17 protein-coding genes are annotated in these 17,530 nt (G+C 74.1%); 11 read left to right on the top strand and 6 right to left on the bottom strand.

The window, feature by feature from the left end:
- The first annotated feature begins 201 nt into the window (after nucleotides 1-201).
- Genes CLV37_RS05325 through CLV37_RS05310 form a run of 4 tightly spaced genes read left to right on the top strand, consistent with a single transcriptional unit; the run spans nucleotide 202 to nucleotide 4,764 of the window.
- Nucleotides 202-1,608, top strand: coding sequence for an ABC transporter substrate-binding protein (locus tag CLV37_RS05325; RefSeq protein WP_106207881.1), 1,407 nt, complete (start codon nucleotides 202-204; stop codon nucleotides 1,606-1,608).
- Nucleotides 1,608-2,567, top strand: coding sequence for a carbohydrate ABC transporter permease (locus CLV37_RS05320; RefSeq protein ID WP_106207879.1), 960 nt, complete (start codon nucleotides 1,608-1,610; stop codon nucleotides 2,565-2,567). The genes CLV37_RS05325 and CLV37_RS05320 overlap by 1 nt, the downstream gene beginning before the upstream one ends.
- An 11-nt stretch (nucleotides 2,568-2,578) precedes the next feature.
- A complete protein-coding gene (locus CLV37_RS05315; protein WP_106207877.1) occupies nucleotides 2,579-3,451 on the top strand; it encodes a carbohydrate ABC transporter permease in 873 nt (290 codons plus the stop codon).
- Entirely contained in the window at nucleotides 3,448-4,764 is a 1,317-nt protein-coding gene (locus CLV37_RS05310; RefSeq protein ID WP_106207875.1) for a glycoside hydrolase family 32 protein, read from the top strand. Before CLV37_RS05315 ends, CLV37_RS05310 begins: the two co-directional genes overlap by 4 nt.
- Here the strand turns inward: CLV37_RS05310 and CLV37_RS05305 are convergent.
- Nucleotides 4,725-5,810: a LacI family DNA-binding transcriptional regulator gene (locus CLV37_RS05305; protein ID WP_211298414.1), complete on the bottom strand. Its 1,086-nt coding sequence runs from the start codon at nucleotides 5,808-5,810 to the stop codon at nucleotides 4,725-4,727. The genes CLV37_RS05310 and CLV37_RS05305 overlap by 40 nt on opposite strands.
- A 35-nt stretch (nucleotides 5,811-5,845) precedes the next feature.
- Entirely contained in the window at nucleotides 5,846-7,714 is a 1,869-nt protein-coding gene (gene lepA, locus CLV37_RS05300) for a translation elongation factor 4 (protein ID WP_106207873.1), read from the bottom strand.
- Nucleotides 7,715-7,969: 255 nt separating this feature from the next.
- Here lepA and CLV37_RS05295 point away from each other — a divergent pair, with 255 nt between their 5' ends.
- The 6 genes from CLV37_RS05295 to CLV37_RS05280 all read left to right on the top strand — a co-directional run bounded on the left by CLV37_RS05295 (nucleotide 7,970) and on the right by CLV37_RS05280 (nucleotide 13,009).
- Complete coding sequence (locus CLV37_RS05295) at nucleotides 7,970-8,905, top strand: DUF4349 domain-containing protein (protein WP_146149304.1); 936 nt, start codon at nucleotides 7,970-7,972, stop codon at nucleotides 8,903-8,905.
- Between the two features lie 52 nt (nucleotides 8,906-8,957).
- Complete coding sequence (locus CLV37_RS05290) at nucleotides 8,958-9,500, top strand: MauE/DoxX family redox-associated membrane protein (protein ID WP_170127070.1); 543 nt, start codon at nucleotides 8,958-8,960, stop codon at nucleotides 9,498-9,500.
- On the top strand, nucleotides 9,497-10,288 hold the full coding sequence (locus CLV37_RS05285) for a hypothetical protein (protein WP_106207869.1): 792 nt from the start codon (nucleotides 9,497-9,499) through the stop codon (nucleotides 10,286-10,288). The genes CLV37_RS05290 and CLV37_RS05285 overlap by 4 nt, the downstream gene beginning before the upstream one ends.
- Before the next feature lie 89 nt (nucleotides 10,289-10,377).
- On the top strand, nucleotides 10,378-10,962 hold the full coding sequence (locus tag CLV37_RS26945) for a sulfite exporter TauE/SafE family protein (protein WP_146149303.1): 585 nt from the start codon (nucleotides 10,378-10,380) through the stop codon (nucleotides 10,960-10,962).
- Nucleotides 10,959-11,423: a hypothetical protein gene (locus CLV37_RS28410; protein WP_146149302.1), complete on the top strand. Its 465-nt coding sequence runs from the start codon at nucleotides 10,959-10,961 to the stop codon at nucleotides 11,421-11,423. The genes CLV37_RS26945 and CLV37_RS28410 overlap by 4 nt, the downstream gene beginning before the upstream one ends.
- The gene (locus CLV37_RS05280; protein WP_146149301.1) at nucleotides 11,420-13,009 is read left to right on the top strand and encodes an LGFP repeat-containing protein; all 1,590 of its coding nucleotides are present in this window, start codon (nucleotides 11,420-11,422) and stop codon (nucleotides 13,007-13,009) included. The genes CLV37_RS28410 and CLV37_RS05280 overlap by 4 nt, the downstream gene beginning before the upstream one ends.
- Before the next feature lie 20 nt (nucleotides 13,010-13,029).
- Here CLV37_RS05280 and CLV37_RS05275 read toward each other — a convergent pair whose 3' ends face one another.
- From CLV37_RS05275 to CLV37_RS05260, 4 genes are read right to left on the bottom strand one after another with little or no spacing between them, the layout of a single operon-like run.
- Nucleotides 13,030-13,539 carry a pyridoxamine 5'-phosphate oxidase family protein gene (locus CLV37_RS05275; RefSeq protein WP_106207865.1) on the bottom strand — a complete coding sequence of 170 codons (510 nt, stop codon included), beginning with the start codon at nucleotides 13,537-13,539 and terminating at the stop codon, nucleotides 13,030-13,032.
- 52 nt (nucleotides 13,540-13,591) lie between these two features.
- Nucleotides 13,592-14,461, bottom strand: a complete 870-nt coding sequence (locus tag CLV37_RS05270) for a transglutaminase family protein (RefSeq protein ID WP_211298413.1) — start codon at nucleotides 14,459-14,461, stop codon at nucleotides 13,592-13,594.
- Complete coding sequence (locus CLV37_RS05265) at nucleotides 14,440-15,381, bottom strand: alpha-E domain-containing protein (RefSeq protein WP_106207863.1); 942 nt, start codon at nucleotides 15,379-15,381, stop codon at nucleotides 14,440-14,442. Before CLV37_RS05265 ends, CLV37_RS05270 begins: the two co-directional genes overlap by 22 nt.
- Nucleotides 15,382-15,384: 3 nt before the next feature.
- Nucleotides 15,385-16,986 carry a circularly permuted type 2 ATP-grasp protein gene (locus tag CLV37_RS05260; protein ID WP_106207861.1) on the bottom strand — a complete coding sequence of 534 codons (1,602 nt, stop codon included), beginning with the start codon at nucleotides 16,984-16,986 and terminating at the stop codon, nucleotides 15,385-15,387.
- Nucleotides 16,987-17,225: 239 nt separating this feature from the next.
- On the opposite strand from CLV37_RS05260, the gene rpsT reads away from it, so the two are divergent.
- The gene (rpsT, locus tag CLV37_RS05255; RefSeq protein ID WP_106207859.1) at nucleotides 17,226-17,486 is read left to right on the top strand and encodes a 30S ribosomal protein S20; all 261 of its coding nucleotides are present in this window, start codon (nucleotides 17,226-17,228) and stop codon (nucleotides 17,484-17,486) included.
- Nucleotides 17,487-17,530 lie beyond the last annotated feature (44 nt).

The raw sequence follows: 17,530 nt of genomic DNA, 5'->3' as shown, positions 1-17,530 counted from the left end.
CCCCGAACACGCCGAAGGCACACCTCGCGCCCTCCAGGACCGGTCCCGGAGGGCGCGAGGTGTGCCTCCAGCCGGTGGAGCAGCGGGTCGGACCCGCGCTGGGGCGGCGGCGAGCCGGGTACCGCAGACGGTTGACACGTGTGAGGGAGCGGGTTCATCCTTCCCTCACACGTGTTAGGCCATCTCGCGAAGGAGCTCTCGATGGCAGACCTCACCCGCCGGTCCGTGCTCGGCGTCACCGGACTGGCCGCCCTCGGCACCGGGCTGTCCTGGGACCGCCTCACCGGCCGCGACGTGCCCGGGCGCGACGGGGACGCCCTCACCGTGGCGATCCTCGGCACGGCCGCCGACGCGGAGTCCCGGCAGGCCCTCCTGGACGCCTTCCGCGAGACCCACCCCGACATCCCCGTCCGCCTGCAGGCCGTTCAGGGCCAGGACTGGACCCAGTTCTTCACCAAGATCCTCACGATGGTCGCGGCCGGGACCCCGCCGGACGTCTGCCTCATCGCCACCGAGGGCGCGCAGCTGTTCGCCGACCGGCTCGCCCACCCGCTCGACGAGTTCGTCACCCGCGACGCCGCCGAGCTGCAGGACTACTTCGACGACGTGCACCCCTCGCTCGTCGAGTCCTTCATGTACCAGGGGTCGCTGTTCATGCTCCCCGCCGACTTCAACGCCGCCAACGTCTACTACAACGCCGGCGCCCTGCAGCGCGCCGGTCTCGACCGCCCCGCCGACGACTGGACCGTCGACGACTTCGTCACCGTCGCCCGCACCATGCGGCAGGGTGCCGGCGGTTCCTCGTTCCGGCCGTACTTCTGGACCAACCGCCTGTGGGGCGGGGTCGTGCCCTGGCTCTACGTGCACGGCACGAGCTTCCTGCGCGAGTCCCGCGCGGGCGGCGGGGACTGGTTCTGGCGGAAGTTCTACGCCGGTGACCCGACCGCGGCCACCCGCTCAGGCGGGTACCAGTGGCTCGAGGCCGGCGCCGACGACCCGGCCGTCCTGGAGACGTTCGAGTTCCTGCGGGAGATCACCGCCGAGGGGCTGGGATCCTCCCCCGCGCAGGGCGGCGGGAACGAACTCGTCGCGCGCTTCGCCGAGGGTGTCATCGGCATGACCCCGGCCGGCGGGTTCTGGGCCCAGGGCCTGGCCGACGGCGGGATGGGACCCGACGACTTCGACGTGACGTTCTTCCCCCGCGCCCGCACCCAGCGCCACCAGTTCGGCTCCGCCGGCTACGCCGTCATGCGCACCTCCCGGCGCAAGGACGAGGCCTGGGAGTGGATCAAGTTCTGCTCCTCCCGTCGGGGCATGCGACTGTCCTTCCCCGAACCCACCACCACCCCGGCGCGGCGCTCCCTGGTGGACGACGCCTTCTACGCCGGCACCGGCCCGAAGCACTGGTCGGTGTTCTACGACACCCTCGACCGCTTCCCCGACACCGGCCCCATCCCGGCCCCGCCGCAGCAGGCGGCCGTGGAGACGGCCCTGGTCAAGAACGTCCTCGCCGCGGTGACCGCACCGGCCGGCGGTGGGGTGCGCGACGCCCTCGGCACGATGCAGCGCGACCTCGAGCGCGCCCTGCGGAACGGATCGGTGAACTGATGGCCACCACGGTCCCCACCCCCACGACCGACCTCCGGGTCGGCACCGCACCGGCGGCCGGGCGACGGCCGGAGACCCCGCGGCAGCGACGCGCCCGCCGTCTCCTCGTCACCCTCTTCCTGGCTCCCACCGTCGTCGGCATCGCGCTGTTCACGCTCGTCCCGATCGTGGCCTCGGTGCTGCTGGCGTTCTTCCGCTGGGACGTCATCACCCCGCCGACGTTCGCGGGCCTGGACAACTTCGTCGACATCGGCGCCGACCCGACCGTCCGCGTCGCGTTCCTCAACACGTTCGTCTTCGTGGTCGTCGCCGTCACCCTGCAGCTCGGGATCGCGATGGGACTGGCCGTCCTGGTCCAGTCCAGGATGCCGGGATGGCTCCGGTCGTTCTTCCGGTCCACGTTGTTCTTCCCGCTGATCCTGTCCGCGGCGTCGGTCTCGCTCGTCATGGCGTACCTGTTCAACGAGGACTTCGGCCTGGTGAACTCCGTGCTCACCGGGGTCGGGCTGCCGGACGTGCCGTGGCTCACCTCGACCACGGGTGCCGCGGTCGTCGTCGTGCTCGTCTACGTCTGGCAGAACTTCGGGTTCTCGTTCCTGCTCTTCGTCGGCGGGCTGGCCGCGATCCCCCGCGACGTCTACGAGGCCAGTTCCCTCGACGGCATCGAGGGCTGGGCGCGGTTCCGCTGGATCACGCTGCCGCTGCTGAGCCCGACCGTGCTCGTCGCCTCGGTCATGGCGGTCATCAACGCCCTGCAGATCTTCGACCAGCCGTACGTCCTGACGCGCGGCGGTCCCGGCGACTCGACCCGCACCGCGGTCATGGTGATCTTCGAGTCCGCGTTCCAGCAGTTGCAGTTCGGCCGGGCCGCCGCCATCGGCGTCGTCCTCACCCTGCTCATCATGGCGGTCACCGCCGTCCAGTTCCGGCTCAGCCGCCGCTACGTCTTCCACCAGTGAGGGGAACCACGATGGCCACGCTCTCCCCGGCCGGCGCGTCCGGCCTGCAGGTCCGCCCCGGACCCCGACCCGTCCGGCGTCGCCCGGTGCCCCGCGCGGGCACCGTCGGGAAGTTCGCCGTCCTCGCGGTCGCGGTGTTCCTCACCCTCGGTCCCGTCGCCTGGACGGTCTGGACGTCCTTCCGGCCCCAGGTGGCCGGCGCCGGGGTCCAGCCCGGGTTCTCCGCCTACGTCGACGTGTTCCGGCAGGCCGACGTCCTCCTGCTCGTCTGGAACAGCGTCCTCGTCACCTCGCTGTGCGCCCTCGGGCAGATGGTGACGGCCGCCATGGCCGGCTACGTCTTCGCCCGCGTGCAGTTCCGGGGCTCCGGAGCCCTCTTCGCCGTCGTTCTCGCGACCATGATGGTGCCGCTGCAGGTGACGATCGTCCCGGTGTTCATGCTCATCCGCGGCATGGGGCTGTCCGACACCCTGCTGGCCCTGGTGCTGCCGGCGGTCCCGACCGCGTTCGGCACCTTCCTCATGCGTCAGTACTTCCTCGGCCTGCCCGACGACCTCGCCGAGGCGGCCGCCATCGACGGCGCCGGGCCGCTGCGGACGTTCTCGTCCGTCTACGCGCCGCTGGCCCTGCCCGGCATGGCGATCGTCGGGATCCTGGCCTTCAACTACCACTGGAACGAGTTCTTCCGGCCGTTGATCCTCACCGTCTCCGAACGCAACTTCACGATGCCGCTGGGTCTGGTGTCGCTGCAGGGCAACCTCGGGACGGGCAGCGTGTCGACGGTCCTGGCGGGGGTGGTGCTCTCGATGGTGCCCGCCCTCGTCGTGTTCGTGCTCGGGCAGCGACCGCTGCGCGAGGGTCTGACGGCAGGAGTGGGCAAGTGAGCACCGACGTGACGACCGGACGCAGCACGGCGGAGGGACTGGCGGGTCCTGCGGATCCCGCCTTCCCCGTGCTGCACGGCCGCCCCGCCCTCGGCTGGGTGAACGACCCCAACGGACTCGCCCACGTCGACGGCGTGTGGCACGTGTTCTTCCAGCACAACCCCGCCGCCCCCGTCCACGGCGACATCTGCTGGGGGCACGTGAGTTCGGCCGACCTCATCACCTGGCGCACCGAACCCCTCGCGCTGCGTCCGGCCCCCGGTGGCCCCGACGCCGTCGGGTGCTGGACCGGCAGCGTCGTCCTCGACGGCCCGGACCGCGTCCCTACGGCCGTGTACACCGGGGTGGGCGCGGACGGGCCGGAGCACGCGGTCACGCTCCTCGCGACCTCCACCGACGGGCTGCGGACGTGGACCCGGGAGCCGGCTCCCGTGGCCGTGCCCGCCCCGCGGGAGGGTGTCCGGGAGGTCCGGGACCCGTTCCTGTTCACCCACGGCGGGCACCGCTGGGCCGTGCAGGGGGCCGGCCACCCGCAGGGCCGCGGCCGGTTGCTGCTGTGGCGCTGCGACGACTTGCGCACCTGGGAACCGGCCGGGGAACTCCTCACCGCCGACGACCCCCTCGCCGCGCGGTGGGCCCCCGCGAACACCTGGGAGTGCCCGAACCTGGTCCCCTTCGGCGACCGCTGGCTGCTCGTGGTGTCCCTGTGGCACTGGCGGGACGGGACGCACGCCCTGGACGGTGTCAGCTGGTTGCTGGGTGACCTCGAACCGGCCGGCGCCGGTCTGCGGTTCGTCCCCGCGGACGGTGGCGCGCTCGACGGCGGCAGCACGTTCTACGCCCCGCAACTGCTCGCCACCGACGACGGCCGCGTCCTGGTGTGGGGGTGGTCGCGCGAGGACGAGCGCGACCCCGCCGACGTCGAGGCCTCCGGGTGGTCCGGTGTCCTCACGTTCCCGCGCGACCTGCGGCCCACACCGGACGGTCCCGCCGTGGAGCCCGCGCCCGAACTCCTCGGCCTGCGCCGGGCAGCGCTCGCGGGCACCGTCCGCACCGAGCGCAGCTTCGAGGTCGAGGCGGACGGCCCGGTGGAACTCCTGCTCACCGGACGGCGCGGGACGGCGCGCACGGTCGTCACCGCCGGCCGCGAGGGGACCGCCCGGATCCTCGTCGACGGCAGCCTCGTCGAGGTGTTCGAGGCCGGCCGCGCGACGACGCTGCGCGCCTACCCGGCGCCCGGCGCGGTCTGGCACGTGCGCGGACAGGCCCGCTGCTACCTGCTGGGCGAACCGCCGGCCCGGCCGGTGGGCTGACGCGGCGGCGCCACCGAGTCGCGCACCACGACCGGGCACGGCACCAGGACGGTGCCGTGCCCGGTCGCGCGTCCGGTCGTGCGCGCCTCCGTCGCACCGGTCAGGTCGCTCAGGACCCGGGCGACGGCGGCCTCCCCGATCTGACGGTGCGGCAACGCGATCGTCGTGAGCGCGGGCACCATCGGCGCGGCGAGCGCGGCGTCGTCGTCGTACCCGACGACGGACAGGTCACCCGGGACGTCGAGGCCGAGGCGGTTCGCGGCGAGGACGGCACCGACCGCGACGCGGTCGTTCGCGCACACCAGCCCCGTCGGCCGCCCGGGCCCGGACAGGACCGCCGTGGCGGCGGCCACGCCGTCGGAGATGTCCCAGCCCGTCTCCACCGTCCGCAGCAGGCACCCGGCCGCGGTGAGCTCGGCGCGCACCCCGTCCTCGCGCAGGGTGCTGGCCACGGCCTCTCGGGCACCGGCCAGCAGCACGATGTCGCGGTGACCCGCCTCGAGCAGCAACCGCGCCGCGGCCCGGCCACCGGCGACCTCGTCGGCGACGAACGCGGGGACCTGCGGGCTGGCCGGGTCGTAGCAGTTCGCGAGCGCGAACGGCACACCCGCCGCTGCGGCGGGGACGGCGTACTCGCGCAGGCTCATCGCGGCGAACAGCAACCCGTCGACGCGGCGCCCCCGGAGCGTGCGGTACGCGTCGGCCTCGCGCTGCTGCTCGTAGTGGGTGTCGACGAGGACGAGCAGGTGCCCGGAACGGGCCGCGGCCTCGGACGCCCCGCGCAGCAGGTCCCCGCCGTAGGCCGTCGAGGCGATGGCGTCGGTGACCATCCCCAGCGTGCGGGTCCGGCTGCTGCGCAACGAGACCGCCGACGGGTTGGGTTCGTACTCCAACTGCGCGGCGGCGGCGCGGATCGCGGCCTGCTTGTCCGGGGCGATGTTCCCGTCGCCGCGGCCGTTGAGGACGAGGGAGACCGCGCTGCGGGACACCCCGGCCAGGTCGGCCACGTCCTGGGACGTGGCCTTGCGGGAGGGCGGGCGGGTCACCGCGTCAGGTTACCGGCCCGCCTCCCCGTCCCGATTCACTTCTTGACGTTCTTGTCCTTCGACTTGTCGCCCGCGGCGTCGGAGGACAGCGCGGCGATGAAGGCCTCCTGGGGCACCTCGACCCGCCCGACCATCTTCATGCGCTTCTTGCCCTCCTTCTGCTTCTCCAGCAGCTTGCGCTTGCGGGTGATGTCGCCGCCGTAGCACTTCGCGAGGACGTCCTTGCGGATGGCGCGGACGTTCTCGCGGGCGATGACGCGCGCGCCGATGGCGGCCTGGATCGGCACCTCGAACTGCTGGCGCGGGATGAGGTCTTTGAGCTTGCCGGCCATCATCACGCCGTAGCCGTACGCCTTGTCGCGGTGCACGATCTGGCTGAACGCGTCGACCTGCTCGCCCTGCAGCAGCACGTCGACCTTCACCAGGTCCGCGGCCTGGTCGCCGTCCACGTCGTAGTCGAGGGAGGCGTAGCCGCGGGTGCGGGACTTCAGCTGGTCGAAGAAGTCGAACACGATCTCGGCCAGCGGCAGCCGGTAGCGCATCTCGACGCGGTCCTCGGACAGGTAGTCCATGCCCTGCAGGTCACCGCGGCGTTGCTGGCACAGCTCCATGATGGCGCCGATGAAGTCGCTGGGGGCCAGGATCGTGGCGCGCACGACGGGTTCGCGGACCTCGGCGATCTTGCCCTCGGGGAACTCCGAGGGGTTCGTCACCTCCACGACGCGCTTGTCCTCCAGCGTCACCTCGTAGGGCACGCTCGGCGCGGTCGAGATGAGGTCGAGGTTGAACTCGCGCTCGAGGCGCTCGCGGACGATCTCCAGGTGCAGCAGGCCGAGGAACCCGATGCGGAACCCGAACCCGAGCGCCACCGACGTCTCGGGTTCGTAGGACAGCGCGGCGTCGTTGAGCTTGAGCTTGTCGAGGGCGTCGCGCAGCAGCGGGTAGTCCGAGCCGTCGATCGGGTACAGCCCCGAGAACACCATGGGCTTGGGGTCGCGGTACCCGCCGAGGGCCTGCGTGGACGGCTTCGCCGCGTTGGTGACGGTGTCGCCGACCTTGGACTGGCGCACGTCCTTCACCCCGGTGATGAGGTAGCCCACCTCACCGACCCCGAGCCCCTTCGAGGGGGTCGGCTCGGGCGAGCTGACGCCGATCTCGAGGAGTTCGTGCGTGGCCTTCGTCGACATCATGACGATGCGCTCGCGCGGGGAGAGCATCCCGTCGACGACGCGGACGTAGGTGACGACACCGCGGTAGGTGTCGTAGACCGAGTCGAAGATCATCGCGCGGGCGGGGGCGTCCGCGTCCCCGACGGGCGCGGGGATCTGCTGGACGATGTGGTTGAGCAGCAGGTCGACGCCGACGCCGGTCTTGCCCGACACCCGCAGGCAGTCCTCGGGCTCGCAGCCGATGAGCTTGGCCAGCTCCTCGGCGAACTTCTCCGGCTGCGCGGCGGGCAGGTCGATCTTGTTCAGGACCGGGATGATCGTGAGGTCGTTCTCCATGGCGAGGTAGAGGTTCGCCAGGGTCTGCGCCTCGATGCCCTGGGCGGCGTCGACGAGCAGCACCGCGCCCTCGCACGCCGCCAGCGACCGCGACACCTCGTAGGTGAAGTCGACGTGGCCGGGGGTGTCGATCATGTTCAGCGCGTAGTCGGTGCCGTCGACGCCCCAGGGCATCCGGACGGCCTGCGACTTGATGGTGATGCCGCGCTCGCGCTCGATGTCCATCCGGTCGAGGTACTGCGCGCGCATGGCCCGCTCGTCGACGACACCCGTCAACTGCAGCATGCGGTCGGCCAGCGTCGACTTGCCGTGGTCGATGTGGGCGATGATGCAGAAGTTGCGCAGCAGCTCCGGCGCGGTCGCGGCGGGTGCCGGTGCGTCGGCGGCTCTCGGGGACACGGGCGGGAAGCACCTCTCGATCGGTCTGGCGGCTGGCCCCCATCGTCGCACGTCCGGGCGCGGTGGCGTCCGGTGCGCGGAACCCGCCGCCGGCCCGCGGCGTCCCAGCGTCGCGGTCACGGCGACCGCCACCGACGGAGGTGTCCCGTGCGCTCGTCCTCGTCCCCACCCCGCTCCCCCGCCCCGTCCACCACGGCGTCACCCACCGCGTCACCCACCCCGTCGTCCCGCACCCGGCACCGTCTCGCCGGTCCGGTGCCGGCCCTGCTCCTCGCGGCGGGCGTGCTGATCGGCGCGGCGGGCTGCAGCGGCGGGGGCGCCGACCAGTCCTCCGGCTCCTCCGGCGGGGCCGGCGCGGTGGCCGGCTCCGGCGCCGTGCGGGCGGACGCCCAGGACGCGGCCTCGGGCGCGGACACCGGCGCTGACACCGGTTCGGGTACCGCTGCGGGCTCCGGGACGGACGGCGTCGAGACCGGCCGCGCCGTCGTGTCGACCGCCACCCTCGCGGTCCGCGTGCGCGACCTGCCCGCCGCGGTGCTCGACGTCCGCTCCCGCGCGCAGGGCGCGGGTGGCCTCGTCACCTCCAGCACCACCGGCGGCGGCGCCGGGGACGAGACCGCCCACCTCACGCTGCGGGTCCCGGCACCGGCGTTCGAGGACGTCCTGGACGCCGTGGCGGGCCTGGGGCAGCAGACCTCCCGCACGACGGCGTCGAACGACGTGAGCGCCGAGGTCGCCGACGTCGACAGCCGCGTCGCGTCGGCGCAGGCGGTGCTGGAGACGTTCCGCGCGCGGCTGCCCCGGGCGACGACGGTGCCGGACATCCTCGCGATCGAGGGCGAGATCGCCCGCCGCCAGGCCGACCTGGAGGCGCTGCAGGCGCGCCAGCGGGTGCTTGCCGACCAGGTGGCGCTGTCGACGATCGACGTCGACCTCGTGCGCGGCGCCCCGCTCGCGGCTGTGCGGGCCGAGGCCCAGCCGGGGTTCCGGGGTGGGCTGGAGGCCGGCTGGCACGCGCTCGGGGAGGTGGGCCGCGTGCTGTCCGTCGTCGTGGGCGCGGTGCTCCCGTTCGCCCTCCCCCTCGCGCTCGTCGGCGTCCCGCTGCGGGTGCTGGTGCGCCGCCGGCGCCGGCGCCCGGGCGGGGGCGTCGACACGGACCCGGCCGCGGGCGGGGCGGCGAGCGCCGGCTGATCCCGGTGATCCCTTGACCAACCCGCACGATCTCACTGAGTGTGTCCAGGTGATGGCTGCGCAGCTGCTGTTCCTCGTCGGGACGGTCCTGCTGCTGGTCGCCGGGACCGCGAAGCTGCGGCACCCCGCCGGCACGGCGCAGGCCCTGCGGACCCAGGGGCTGCCCGGCGACGCCCGTCTCGTGCGCGCCCTGGGCGGCGCCGAGGTCCTCGTCGCCGCCGGCTCGCTCGCCGGGCTGGCCGTCGCCGCCTGGGCGAGCGCGGCGCTGTACGCGGGGTTCACGGGGTTCGTCGTCCTGGCGCTGACCCGGCGGCGGCCGCTGAGCTCCTGCGGCTGCTTCGGTGAACCGGACCTGCCGCCCACCCGCGTCCACGTGGCGGTGACCGCGGCGCTCGCCCTCGCCGCGGGGGCGGCCGCCCTCGGGCCCGCGCGCGGGCTGAACGCCGCGCTGGCCGCACCCGCCGCGCAGGCCGTCGCGACGCTGCTGGTGGCGGCGGTCCTGACCGGGCTGACGCTGCTCGTCCTGACCGCTCTGCCCCGCCTGGTCGCCGCCCGGCACCTGGTGCGCCCCCCGATCCGGAGGACCCCGGCGTGAACGCGCTCGTCACCACCCTGCTGGTCGGCCTCCTGCTGGCCGTCGTCCTGCTGGCCGTCCTGGTCGCCGGGCTCCTGCGCTCGCACGCGGAGGTCCTGCGGTCCCTGCACGAGCTCGGCGCCGGCCGGGAGGACACCGCGCCGGGCGCGGGCCGGCAGCAGCTGCCGTTCGAGGTGGGGCGCGGGGTCGTCGAGGGCACCGGCCCGGTGGGTCTGGCGGCGACGGCCATCTCGGGTACGACCCCGTCCGGCGACGCCGTCCAGGTCGCGGTCGGCGCCGGGTCGACGAACACCCTCGTCGCGTTCCTGTCCAGCGGGTGCCTGACGTGCCAACGGGTCTGGGACCGCCTGGCCGACCCGGCCCCGCTGGCGCTGCCGCCCGCGACGCGCCTGGTCGTCGTGACCCGCGACAGCACGGCCGAGTCGCCCAGCACCGTCGCGACCCTCGCGGCGGGGCCGAACGCCCGCGGGATCGACGTGGTGATGTCCACGGGCGCCTGGGAGGCCTACGAGGTGCCCGGCTCGCCCTACTTCGCCTACGTCGACGCGGCCTCCGGCCGGGTCACCGGCGAGGGCAGCGCCACCGACTGGGAGCAGGTCGAGCGTCTCGTCACCGAAGCCGTGGGCGACCGGGTGATCCACCTCGACGGGCGCCACGCGGGGCACGGGTCGGGGCACGGCGGCGCGCACCGGGAGGCGCGCGCGGACGCCGAGCTGCTGGCCGCGGGGATCACGCCCGACCACCCGAGCCTGCGCCCGGACGCGACCGCCCCGGACCACCGGCACTGATGGACGTCACGACGGCCGCCCTCGTGCTGGGGGTGCCGACCGCCGCCGTCGCGGCGCTGCGCAGCCTCTGGTCGCCTTGAGGCGAGTCGATGCTCTCGAGCATCACCCCGCTCGGGGAGCGGGGACGCGCCAGCCGGTGGTCGGTCACGGTCGCCTTCCACCTCCTCGGCTCGGCCGCGGGGGGAACGCTGCTGGGGACCCTGCTGGGCGGGCTCGGTTCCCTGCTGCCCGTCCCGGCGGCGGCCGTCGCGCTCGTCGTGGTGCTGCTGGCCGCCGTGACGGTGGCCGCCGAGGCCGGCCGCTCACCGTGGTTCCCGAGCTGGCACCGGCAGGTCGACGAGGACTGGCTGCACCGCTACCGCGGGTGGGTCTACGGCCTCGGGTACGGCGCCCAGCTCGGCGTCGGCGTCGTCACCATCGTCACCTCGCCCGTGCTGTACCTGGCGATGGCGTTGATGACCGCCACCGGCGGGCCGGGACCCGGTGCCGTCGTGGGGTTCGCCTTCGGGCTCGTGCGGGCGCTGCCGCTGCTCGCGGCGCGGTCGGTGACGACCCCGGACCGGCTCGCGGCGGTGCACCGCCGGCTGGAACGGCTCGCCCCGGTGGGCCGCCGCGTGACGGGTTCGTGGTCGGTGGTGGTCGCGGTCGCGGCCCTGGCGGGAGGAGTGCTGTGAGGCTCGACGCGTACGGCGTGTCCGTGGACGCCCCCGACGGCTGGGAGGTGCGCATCACCCGGCGAGCTCCCGAGGGGCACGAACCCGGCGCGCACCGCCGGCCCGTGCTGCACGCCGCGACCGTCCCGCTGCCCGCGGTGCGCGGGGACTTCGGCGGCGGGGTCACGGGCACCCTGACGAGCACCGACGTGTTCGTCAGCCTCTTCGAGCAGGACCCCGGCGCGGCCCGGACGGCCCTGTTCGCCGACGAGGGGTTCCCCGTCCCCGTCGTGTCCGACTTCGCCCCGAACCGGCTGCAGCGCAGCATCCCCGGCCAGTGCGGCGGGCAGTGGTTCTTCCACGTCGGCGAGCGCGCCTTCACGCTGTACGTGGTGTTCGGCTCCTTCGCGCGCCGCGCGGAGCTGTTCAACCGGCTCACCCCGTTGCTCCGCTCGGTCCGACTGCAGGGAGACCTCACGTGAACGTCGCCGACAAGGTCCTGGGCACCGTCACGAAGTTCCTGGCGGCCCGCACGGACCGACGGGGGTTCCTCACCCGGACCGCGCTGGTGGGGTCGGCCCTGTCGGTCGGGCCGTGGGGTTTCCTGACCCGCCCGCAGAGCGCGTACGCGGCCGTCTGCGGGATCGACTCAACCTGCTCGTCGGGGTACACGGTGTTCTGCGCGACCGTGAACAACGGGGTGAACCGCTGCCCCCCGGGCAGTCTGGTCGGCGGCTGGTGGAAGTCGGACGGCTCGGGGTACTGCTGCGGCGGCGCGCGCTACTACATCGACTGCCACAGCTACTGCTCCTGCGGGTGCGGCGGGCGCAGCAGGTTCTGCGGCGAGGGCTGCCGGAACTGCTCGTGCGGGTGCGGTCCGGCCGGGCAGTGCGACCAGCGCAAGGAGTGCTGCAACGAGTTCCGGTACGGGCAGTGCAACCAGGACACCGGGTGCACCGGTCCGGTGTGGTGCCGCGTCGTCACCTGCACACCCCCGTGGCGGATCCCGGCGTGGAACTGCACCACGACGTCGGCGACCGACCAGCGCACGGGTCAGCACACCGCACCGGCGCTGAAGGACTGCACCCCCATCGGCCGCGAGTACACCGCGATCGGCGGTCCCGGCAGCGTCCTGGGCGAGCAGCGCACCCCCGAGCTCGGGACGCCCGCACCGGGCGGGACGTACCAGTTGTTCGACTTCGGCTCGATCTACCACTCCCCGGCCACGGGGGCCCACGAGGTCCACGGGGCGATCCTGGCGATCTACGCGGCCCTGGGCTGGGAGGCCGGGGTCCTGGGGTACCCCACGACGGACGAGCTGCGCACCCCCGACGGCCGCGGCCGGTTCAACCACTTCGAGCGCGGGTCGGTCTACTGGACGCCGCAGACCGGGGCGCAGGCCGTGTGGGGCGCGATCCGCGAGGAGTGGAAGGCGTGGGGCTGGGAGGCCGGCCCGGTCGGGTACCCGACGACGGGCGAACGCGCGACCCCCGACGGGCGGGGGCGGTACAACCACTTCACGGGGTCCACCACCGCGGCCTCGACCGGCGCCTCGATCTACTGGACCCCGCAGACGGGCGCGCACGTCGTGCTCGACGCGGTCCGGGACGCGTGGGCGTACCTCGGCTGGGAGACGGGCCGGCTGGGGTTCCCCGTGACCGGCCAGGCCACCACGCCGAACGGCCGGGCGGTCTACAACCACTTCGAACGGGGGTCGATCTACTCCTCGCCGGCGACGGGGGCGCACGCCGTCGTCGGGGCGGTGCGGGACCTGTGGCGGGCGGGCGGGTGGGAGACCGGTCCGCTGGGGCTGCCCACGACGGACGAGGCCCCCGTGGCGGGCGGCAGCTTCGAGAACTTCGAGGGCGGGTCGGTCTACGTGTCCCCCGCCGGGGTCGCACACACGGTCTCCGGGCCGGTCCGGGACGCCTTCCGCGACGCCGGCGGCCCGCAGGCGTGGGGTTTCCCGACGGGTGAGCCCCAGCGCACCGACGGGCGGGTGCGGCAGTCGTTCGAGCGGGGAACGGCCGTCCTGGACCCGGCGACCGGCGCCGTCACCTTCGGCTGACCCCGCCCCCGGGGACCGGGTCAGCTGGCCCCGAACCGCCAGCGCGTCTGGCCGGGAGGGTTCCCCGTGGCGAAGCCGAAGCCGACGACGGGACGCACGCGGAACACCACGGCGACGGCGGGGCCGTGGTGGAAGCGTCCGCCGGAGACGCTGAACCGCCAGGACTCGTCGTGCGCGGCGACGACGGCCTCGGCCACCTCGCGCAGCAGGGGTTCGTCCTCGACGACCTCGGCCGTCCCCTCCACGACCACGTCGAGGCCGCCGGGGCCGCCCGGGGCCGTGAGCAGCACCGACGGGTTGCCCGCGAGGTTCAGGCTCTTGCGCTCGTGGGCCCCGCTGCAGAACCACAGGACCCCGGCGTGCACGGCCCCCACGACGGGGCTCTGGTGCGGGCGCCCGTCGGGGCGCACCGTCGTGACGAGCCAGCGCTCGGCCCGGCGCAGCCGCTCCACGGCGTCCGCCCACGGCACCGGGGCCGCCTCGGCGGCCGAGTAGCGCGGGTCCAGCGAGGTCTGCACGGGGGTGTCCACGTCCTCAGGACTCGCGCCGCGGCCCGGACTGAGCGGCCCGGCGCCGGCCGGTTCAGGCCACGCGGGTGACGAGGACCCGCGCGTCCACCGTCGAGCGGGGACCGGAGTAGACGCCCTGCAGCGGGGAGACGTCGGAGTAGTCGCGGGCGCGGGCGACGACCACGTGACGGTCCCCGACGGCGATGTCGTTGGTCGGGTCCCAGCCCGTCCACGCGCCGTCGAAGAAGTCGATCCAGGCGTGCGACTCCCCCGCGACCTCCTGGCCGACCTCGGGGGCGCGCCGCGGGTGCAGGTACCCCGAGACGTAGCGCGCGGGCACCCCGACGGTCCGCAGACCCGCCAGGGCGAGGTGGGCCAGGTCCTGGCAGACCCCGCGGCGCAGCACCCACGACTCCTCGGCCGTGGCGTGCACGCCCGTGGCGCCGGGGACGTACTCGACGGCGTCGTGGACCCAGCTGCAGATCCGGTGCGCCGCCTCGCGCGGGTCGGCGCCGGCGACGAGGTCGCGGACCTGGTCGGCGAAGCCGTCGGCGGGGGCGGTGGTGCGCGGCGTGGGGGCGAGGAACTCGGCGAGGGTGTCGGTGACGTCGTCACCGCCCAGGTCGTCCCAGGACAGCGAGCGGTGCGCCGTGCCGCCGCGGCCGCGGCCGCGGTCGGTCTCCACCAGGGAGGTCGCCGTGGTCACGAGGCGGTCGTGGCGGGCGTGCAGGTCGAAGGCCGTGACGTGCGTGCCCCAGTAGTCCCAGTAGGGCGTCACGGTCGCCGTCGGGCTGATCTCCAGGCGCGCGTCGAGCGTCGTCTGGTGCGGTGTCGTCAACGGGGTCATGCGGGCCTCGTTGAAGCTCGCCACCACGTCGCCGTCGTAGGTGTGCGTCGTCGTGTGCACGATGCGCAGCCGCATCAGGACCTCCCCGCCGTCCACGAAACCGCTCCCGCCACCGGGAAGAACCGCATGCCGACAGCCTCGGAGGCCGCCGAGCACGCCTGGGTCACCAGCCGCATCTGCTCGTGCAGGTCCGCGAGCAGGTCCTCGGGGCTCTGGAACTCCAGCCGGGTGCGGGCCATCCCGACGACGCGCCGGGCGTCCTCGGTGTACCCCACCCGCCGCGGCACCGGGTCGAGGGCGTCCAGGCAGGCCTCGGCCACCTCGAGCGCGTTGACCACCGAGCGCGGGAAGAGCCGGTCCAGCAGCAGGAACTCGGCCGCGTGGGCCTCGCCCGCCGCTCCGGTGCTCGACCCGTGGTAGGCCCGCAGGAACGCCTCGTAGGCCCCCGTCGAGCGCAGCAGCAGGGGCCACTGGCTGCCCGTGCCGGACACGGCGCGGGTGTCGACGAGCCGGGCCGTCATGTCCGCGCGCTCCAGGGACCGGCCCAGGACGAAGAAGTGCCAGGAGTCGTCGCGGCTCATGGTCGCGTCGACCAGCCCGGACACGACGGCGGTGCGCTCGCGCACCCAGGAGAAGAACCGGTGCGGGCTCGCGGCGCGCCACTGACCGGAGGCCAGGGCGTTCCACGTGGTGTTCAGCGATTCCCACATGTCACCGGAGACGGTCTCGCGGGCCCGGCGCGCGTTCTCGCGGGCCGCCCCCAGCGCCCCGGTGATGGAACTGGGGCTGACGGGGTCGTGGGCGAGCAGTTCCAGCAGCTCGCGGCGCCCGACGGTCCGGCCGGGTTCGAGCGGGGAGCCCATGACCGACAGCAGGGACGTCGAGACGGCGCTCTCGTCGACCCACGGGTCGGCCAGGGTGCGCTCGACGTGGACGTCGAGGATGCGCGCGGTGGCGTCGGCCCGTTCGACGTAGCGCCCGATCCAGAACAGCGACTCGGCGATGCGGCTGAGCACGTCTCACCCCTGCCCTTCGTGCTGCTGCTGCTGTTGCTGGGCCTGCTCGGACCCGGCGCCGGGCCCGGCGTCGCTCGCGGAGTGCTGCGGGGCCGGGGCGAGGTCGGTCTCGGCGGGGCGCACCGCGATGCGCTCGACCTCGTCGGTGCTCTCGTCGCCGGCCAGCACCCAGGTGTCCTTGGACCCGCCGCCCTGGCTGGAGTTCACCACGAGCGAGCCCTCGCGCAGCGCCACCCGGGTGAGCCCGCCGCGCAGGACCCGCACGCGCTGCCCGTCGTTGACGGCGAACGGCCGCAGGTCCACGTGCCGGGGCCGCAGCCGGCTGCCCGACAGGGTCGGGACGGTCGAGAGGGCCACGACGGGCTGGGCGATCCAGCCGCGCGGGTCGGCGAGCACCCGCCGGCGCAGGTCCTCGACCTGCTCGGCGCTGGCGTCCGGGCACACGACGAGCCCCTTGCCGCCGGAGCCGTCGACGGGTTTGACGACGAGCTCGTCCAGGCGGTCCAGCGCCTCCTCGCGCTCGGCGGGGATCTCGAGGCGGTAGGTCGGGACGTTGCCGAGGATCAGCTCCTCCCCGAGGTAGTACTTCGTGAGCTCGGGGACGTAGGTGTAGACGAGCTTGTCGTCAGCCACGCCGTTGCCGACGGCGTTGGCGATGCTCACGCCCCCCGCCCGGGCGGCGTTGAGGATGCCGGCGCACCCCAGGACGGAGTCGCGGCGGAAGTGCACGGGGTCGAGGAACTCGTCGTCGACGCGGCGGTAGACGACGTCGACGCGCCGTTCCCCGGCCGTGGTGCGCGTGTAGACGCGGTTGCCGCGGCAGACCAGGTCGCGGCCCTCGACGAGCTCGACGCCCATCGCGCGGGCCAGCAGCGAGTGCTCGAAGTAGGCGGAGTTGTAGACCCCGGGGGTGAGCACGACGACGGTCGGGTCGTCGACGCCGGCGGGGGCGGCGGCCCGCAGCGCGGCGAGCAGGTCCTGGGGGTAGCCGGCGACGGGCTGGACGCGGTGGGCCTGCAGCGCCTCGGGCAGCACCTGCGTGAGGGCCTGGCGGTTCTCCAGGACGTAGCTGACCCCCGAGGGCACGCGGACGTTGTCCTCCAGGACGCGGAAGTCGCCGTCCTCGTCGCGCACCAGGTCGATGCCGGCGACGTGCACGCGCACCCCGCCGGCCGGTTCGACGCCCACCGCGGCGCGGTGGAAGTGGCTGGAGCTGGTGATGACCGCGCGCGGGACGACGCCGTCGGCGACCGCGCGCATGGGGCCGTAGACGTCGGCCAGGAACGCCTCGAGGACCCGCACGCGCTGGGCGACGCCGCGCTCGACCCGCTCCCACTGGACGGCGTCGATGATCCGCGGCACGACGTCGAGCGGGAAGGGCCGCTCCTCGCCGGCGTAGTCGAAGGTGACGCCGCGGTCGAGGAAGGTGCTGGCCAGCTGGTCGGCCCGGGCCCGCAGCTCGGCGGCGGGCAGCTCGGACAGGGCCGAGGCCAGCGCCCGCCACTCCGGGCGCGGCCGGCCGGCGTCGTCGAACATCTCGTCGGCCGCACGGGCCCCGGCGGCCCCGCTCGGGGAGTCCCGGTAGCCCTCGAAGACGTCACGCATGGGCGGACCCTAGGGAGCGCGCGTTTCTCGCACGTTGCGCGGACGTTTCGACGGGTCGCACGCTGTTGCCTCCTCGTGTCGTGGGCCGAGCGCATCCGCTGGTAACCTTGAGGACGCCTTCGCTCCGTGCGGAGGTCACGGTCTCCCGCCGTCACCTCCCGGTGTTCCCCACGCCGGTAGTCCCCGGTGGAGCGACCGCCCTCTGACACCGATCAGCGATCGACAGGAAGACGGAACACGTGGCGAACATCAAGTCGCAGAAGAAGCGCATCCTCACCAACGAGAAGGCGCGCCTGCGCAACAAGGCCGTCAAGTCCGAGCTGCGCACCGCGGTGCGCGGCTTCAAGGAGGCCCTGGCCTCCGGCGACGCCGCCAAGGCCCAGGCCGCTCTGCAGCTGGCGAGCAAGAAGCTCGACAAGGCCGTGAGCAAGGGCGTCATCCACAAGAACCAGGCCGCGAACCGCAAGTCGGCCATCGCCAAGGCTGCGGCCAAGGCCTGATCCTCGGATCCCTCACGACGAGGGCCGGTCCCCGCGGGGGCCGG

The sequence above is a fragment of the Kineococcus rhizosphaerae genome, from assembly GCF_003002055.1.
Classification (GTDB): Bacteria; Actinomycetota; Actinomycetes; order Actinomycetales; family Kineococcaceae; genus Kineococcus; species Kineococcus rhizosphaerae.
Note: the sequence above shows the minus strand (reverse complement) of the source record. Positions and strands in the feature narration are given on the sequence as shown.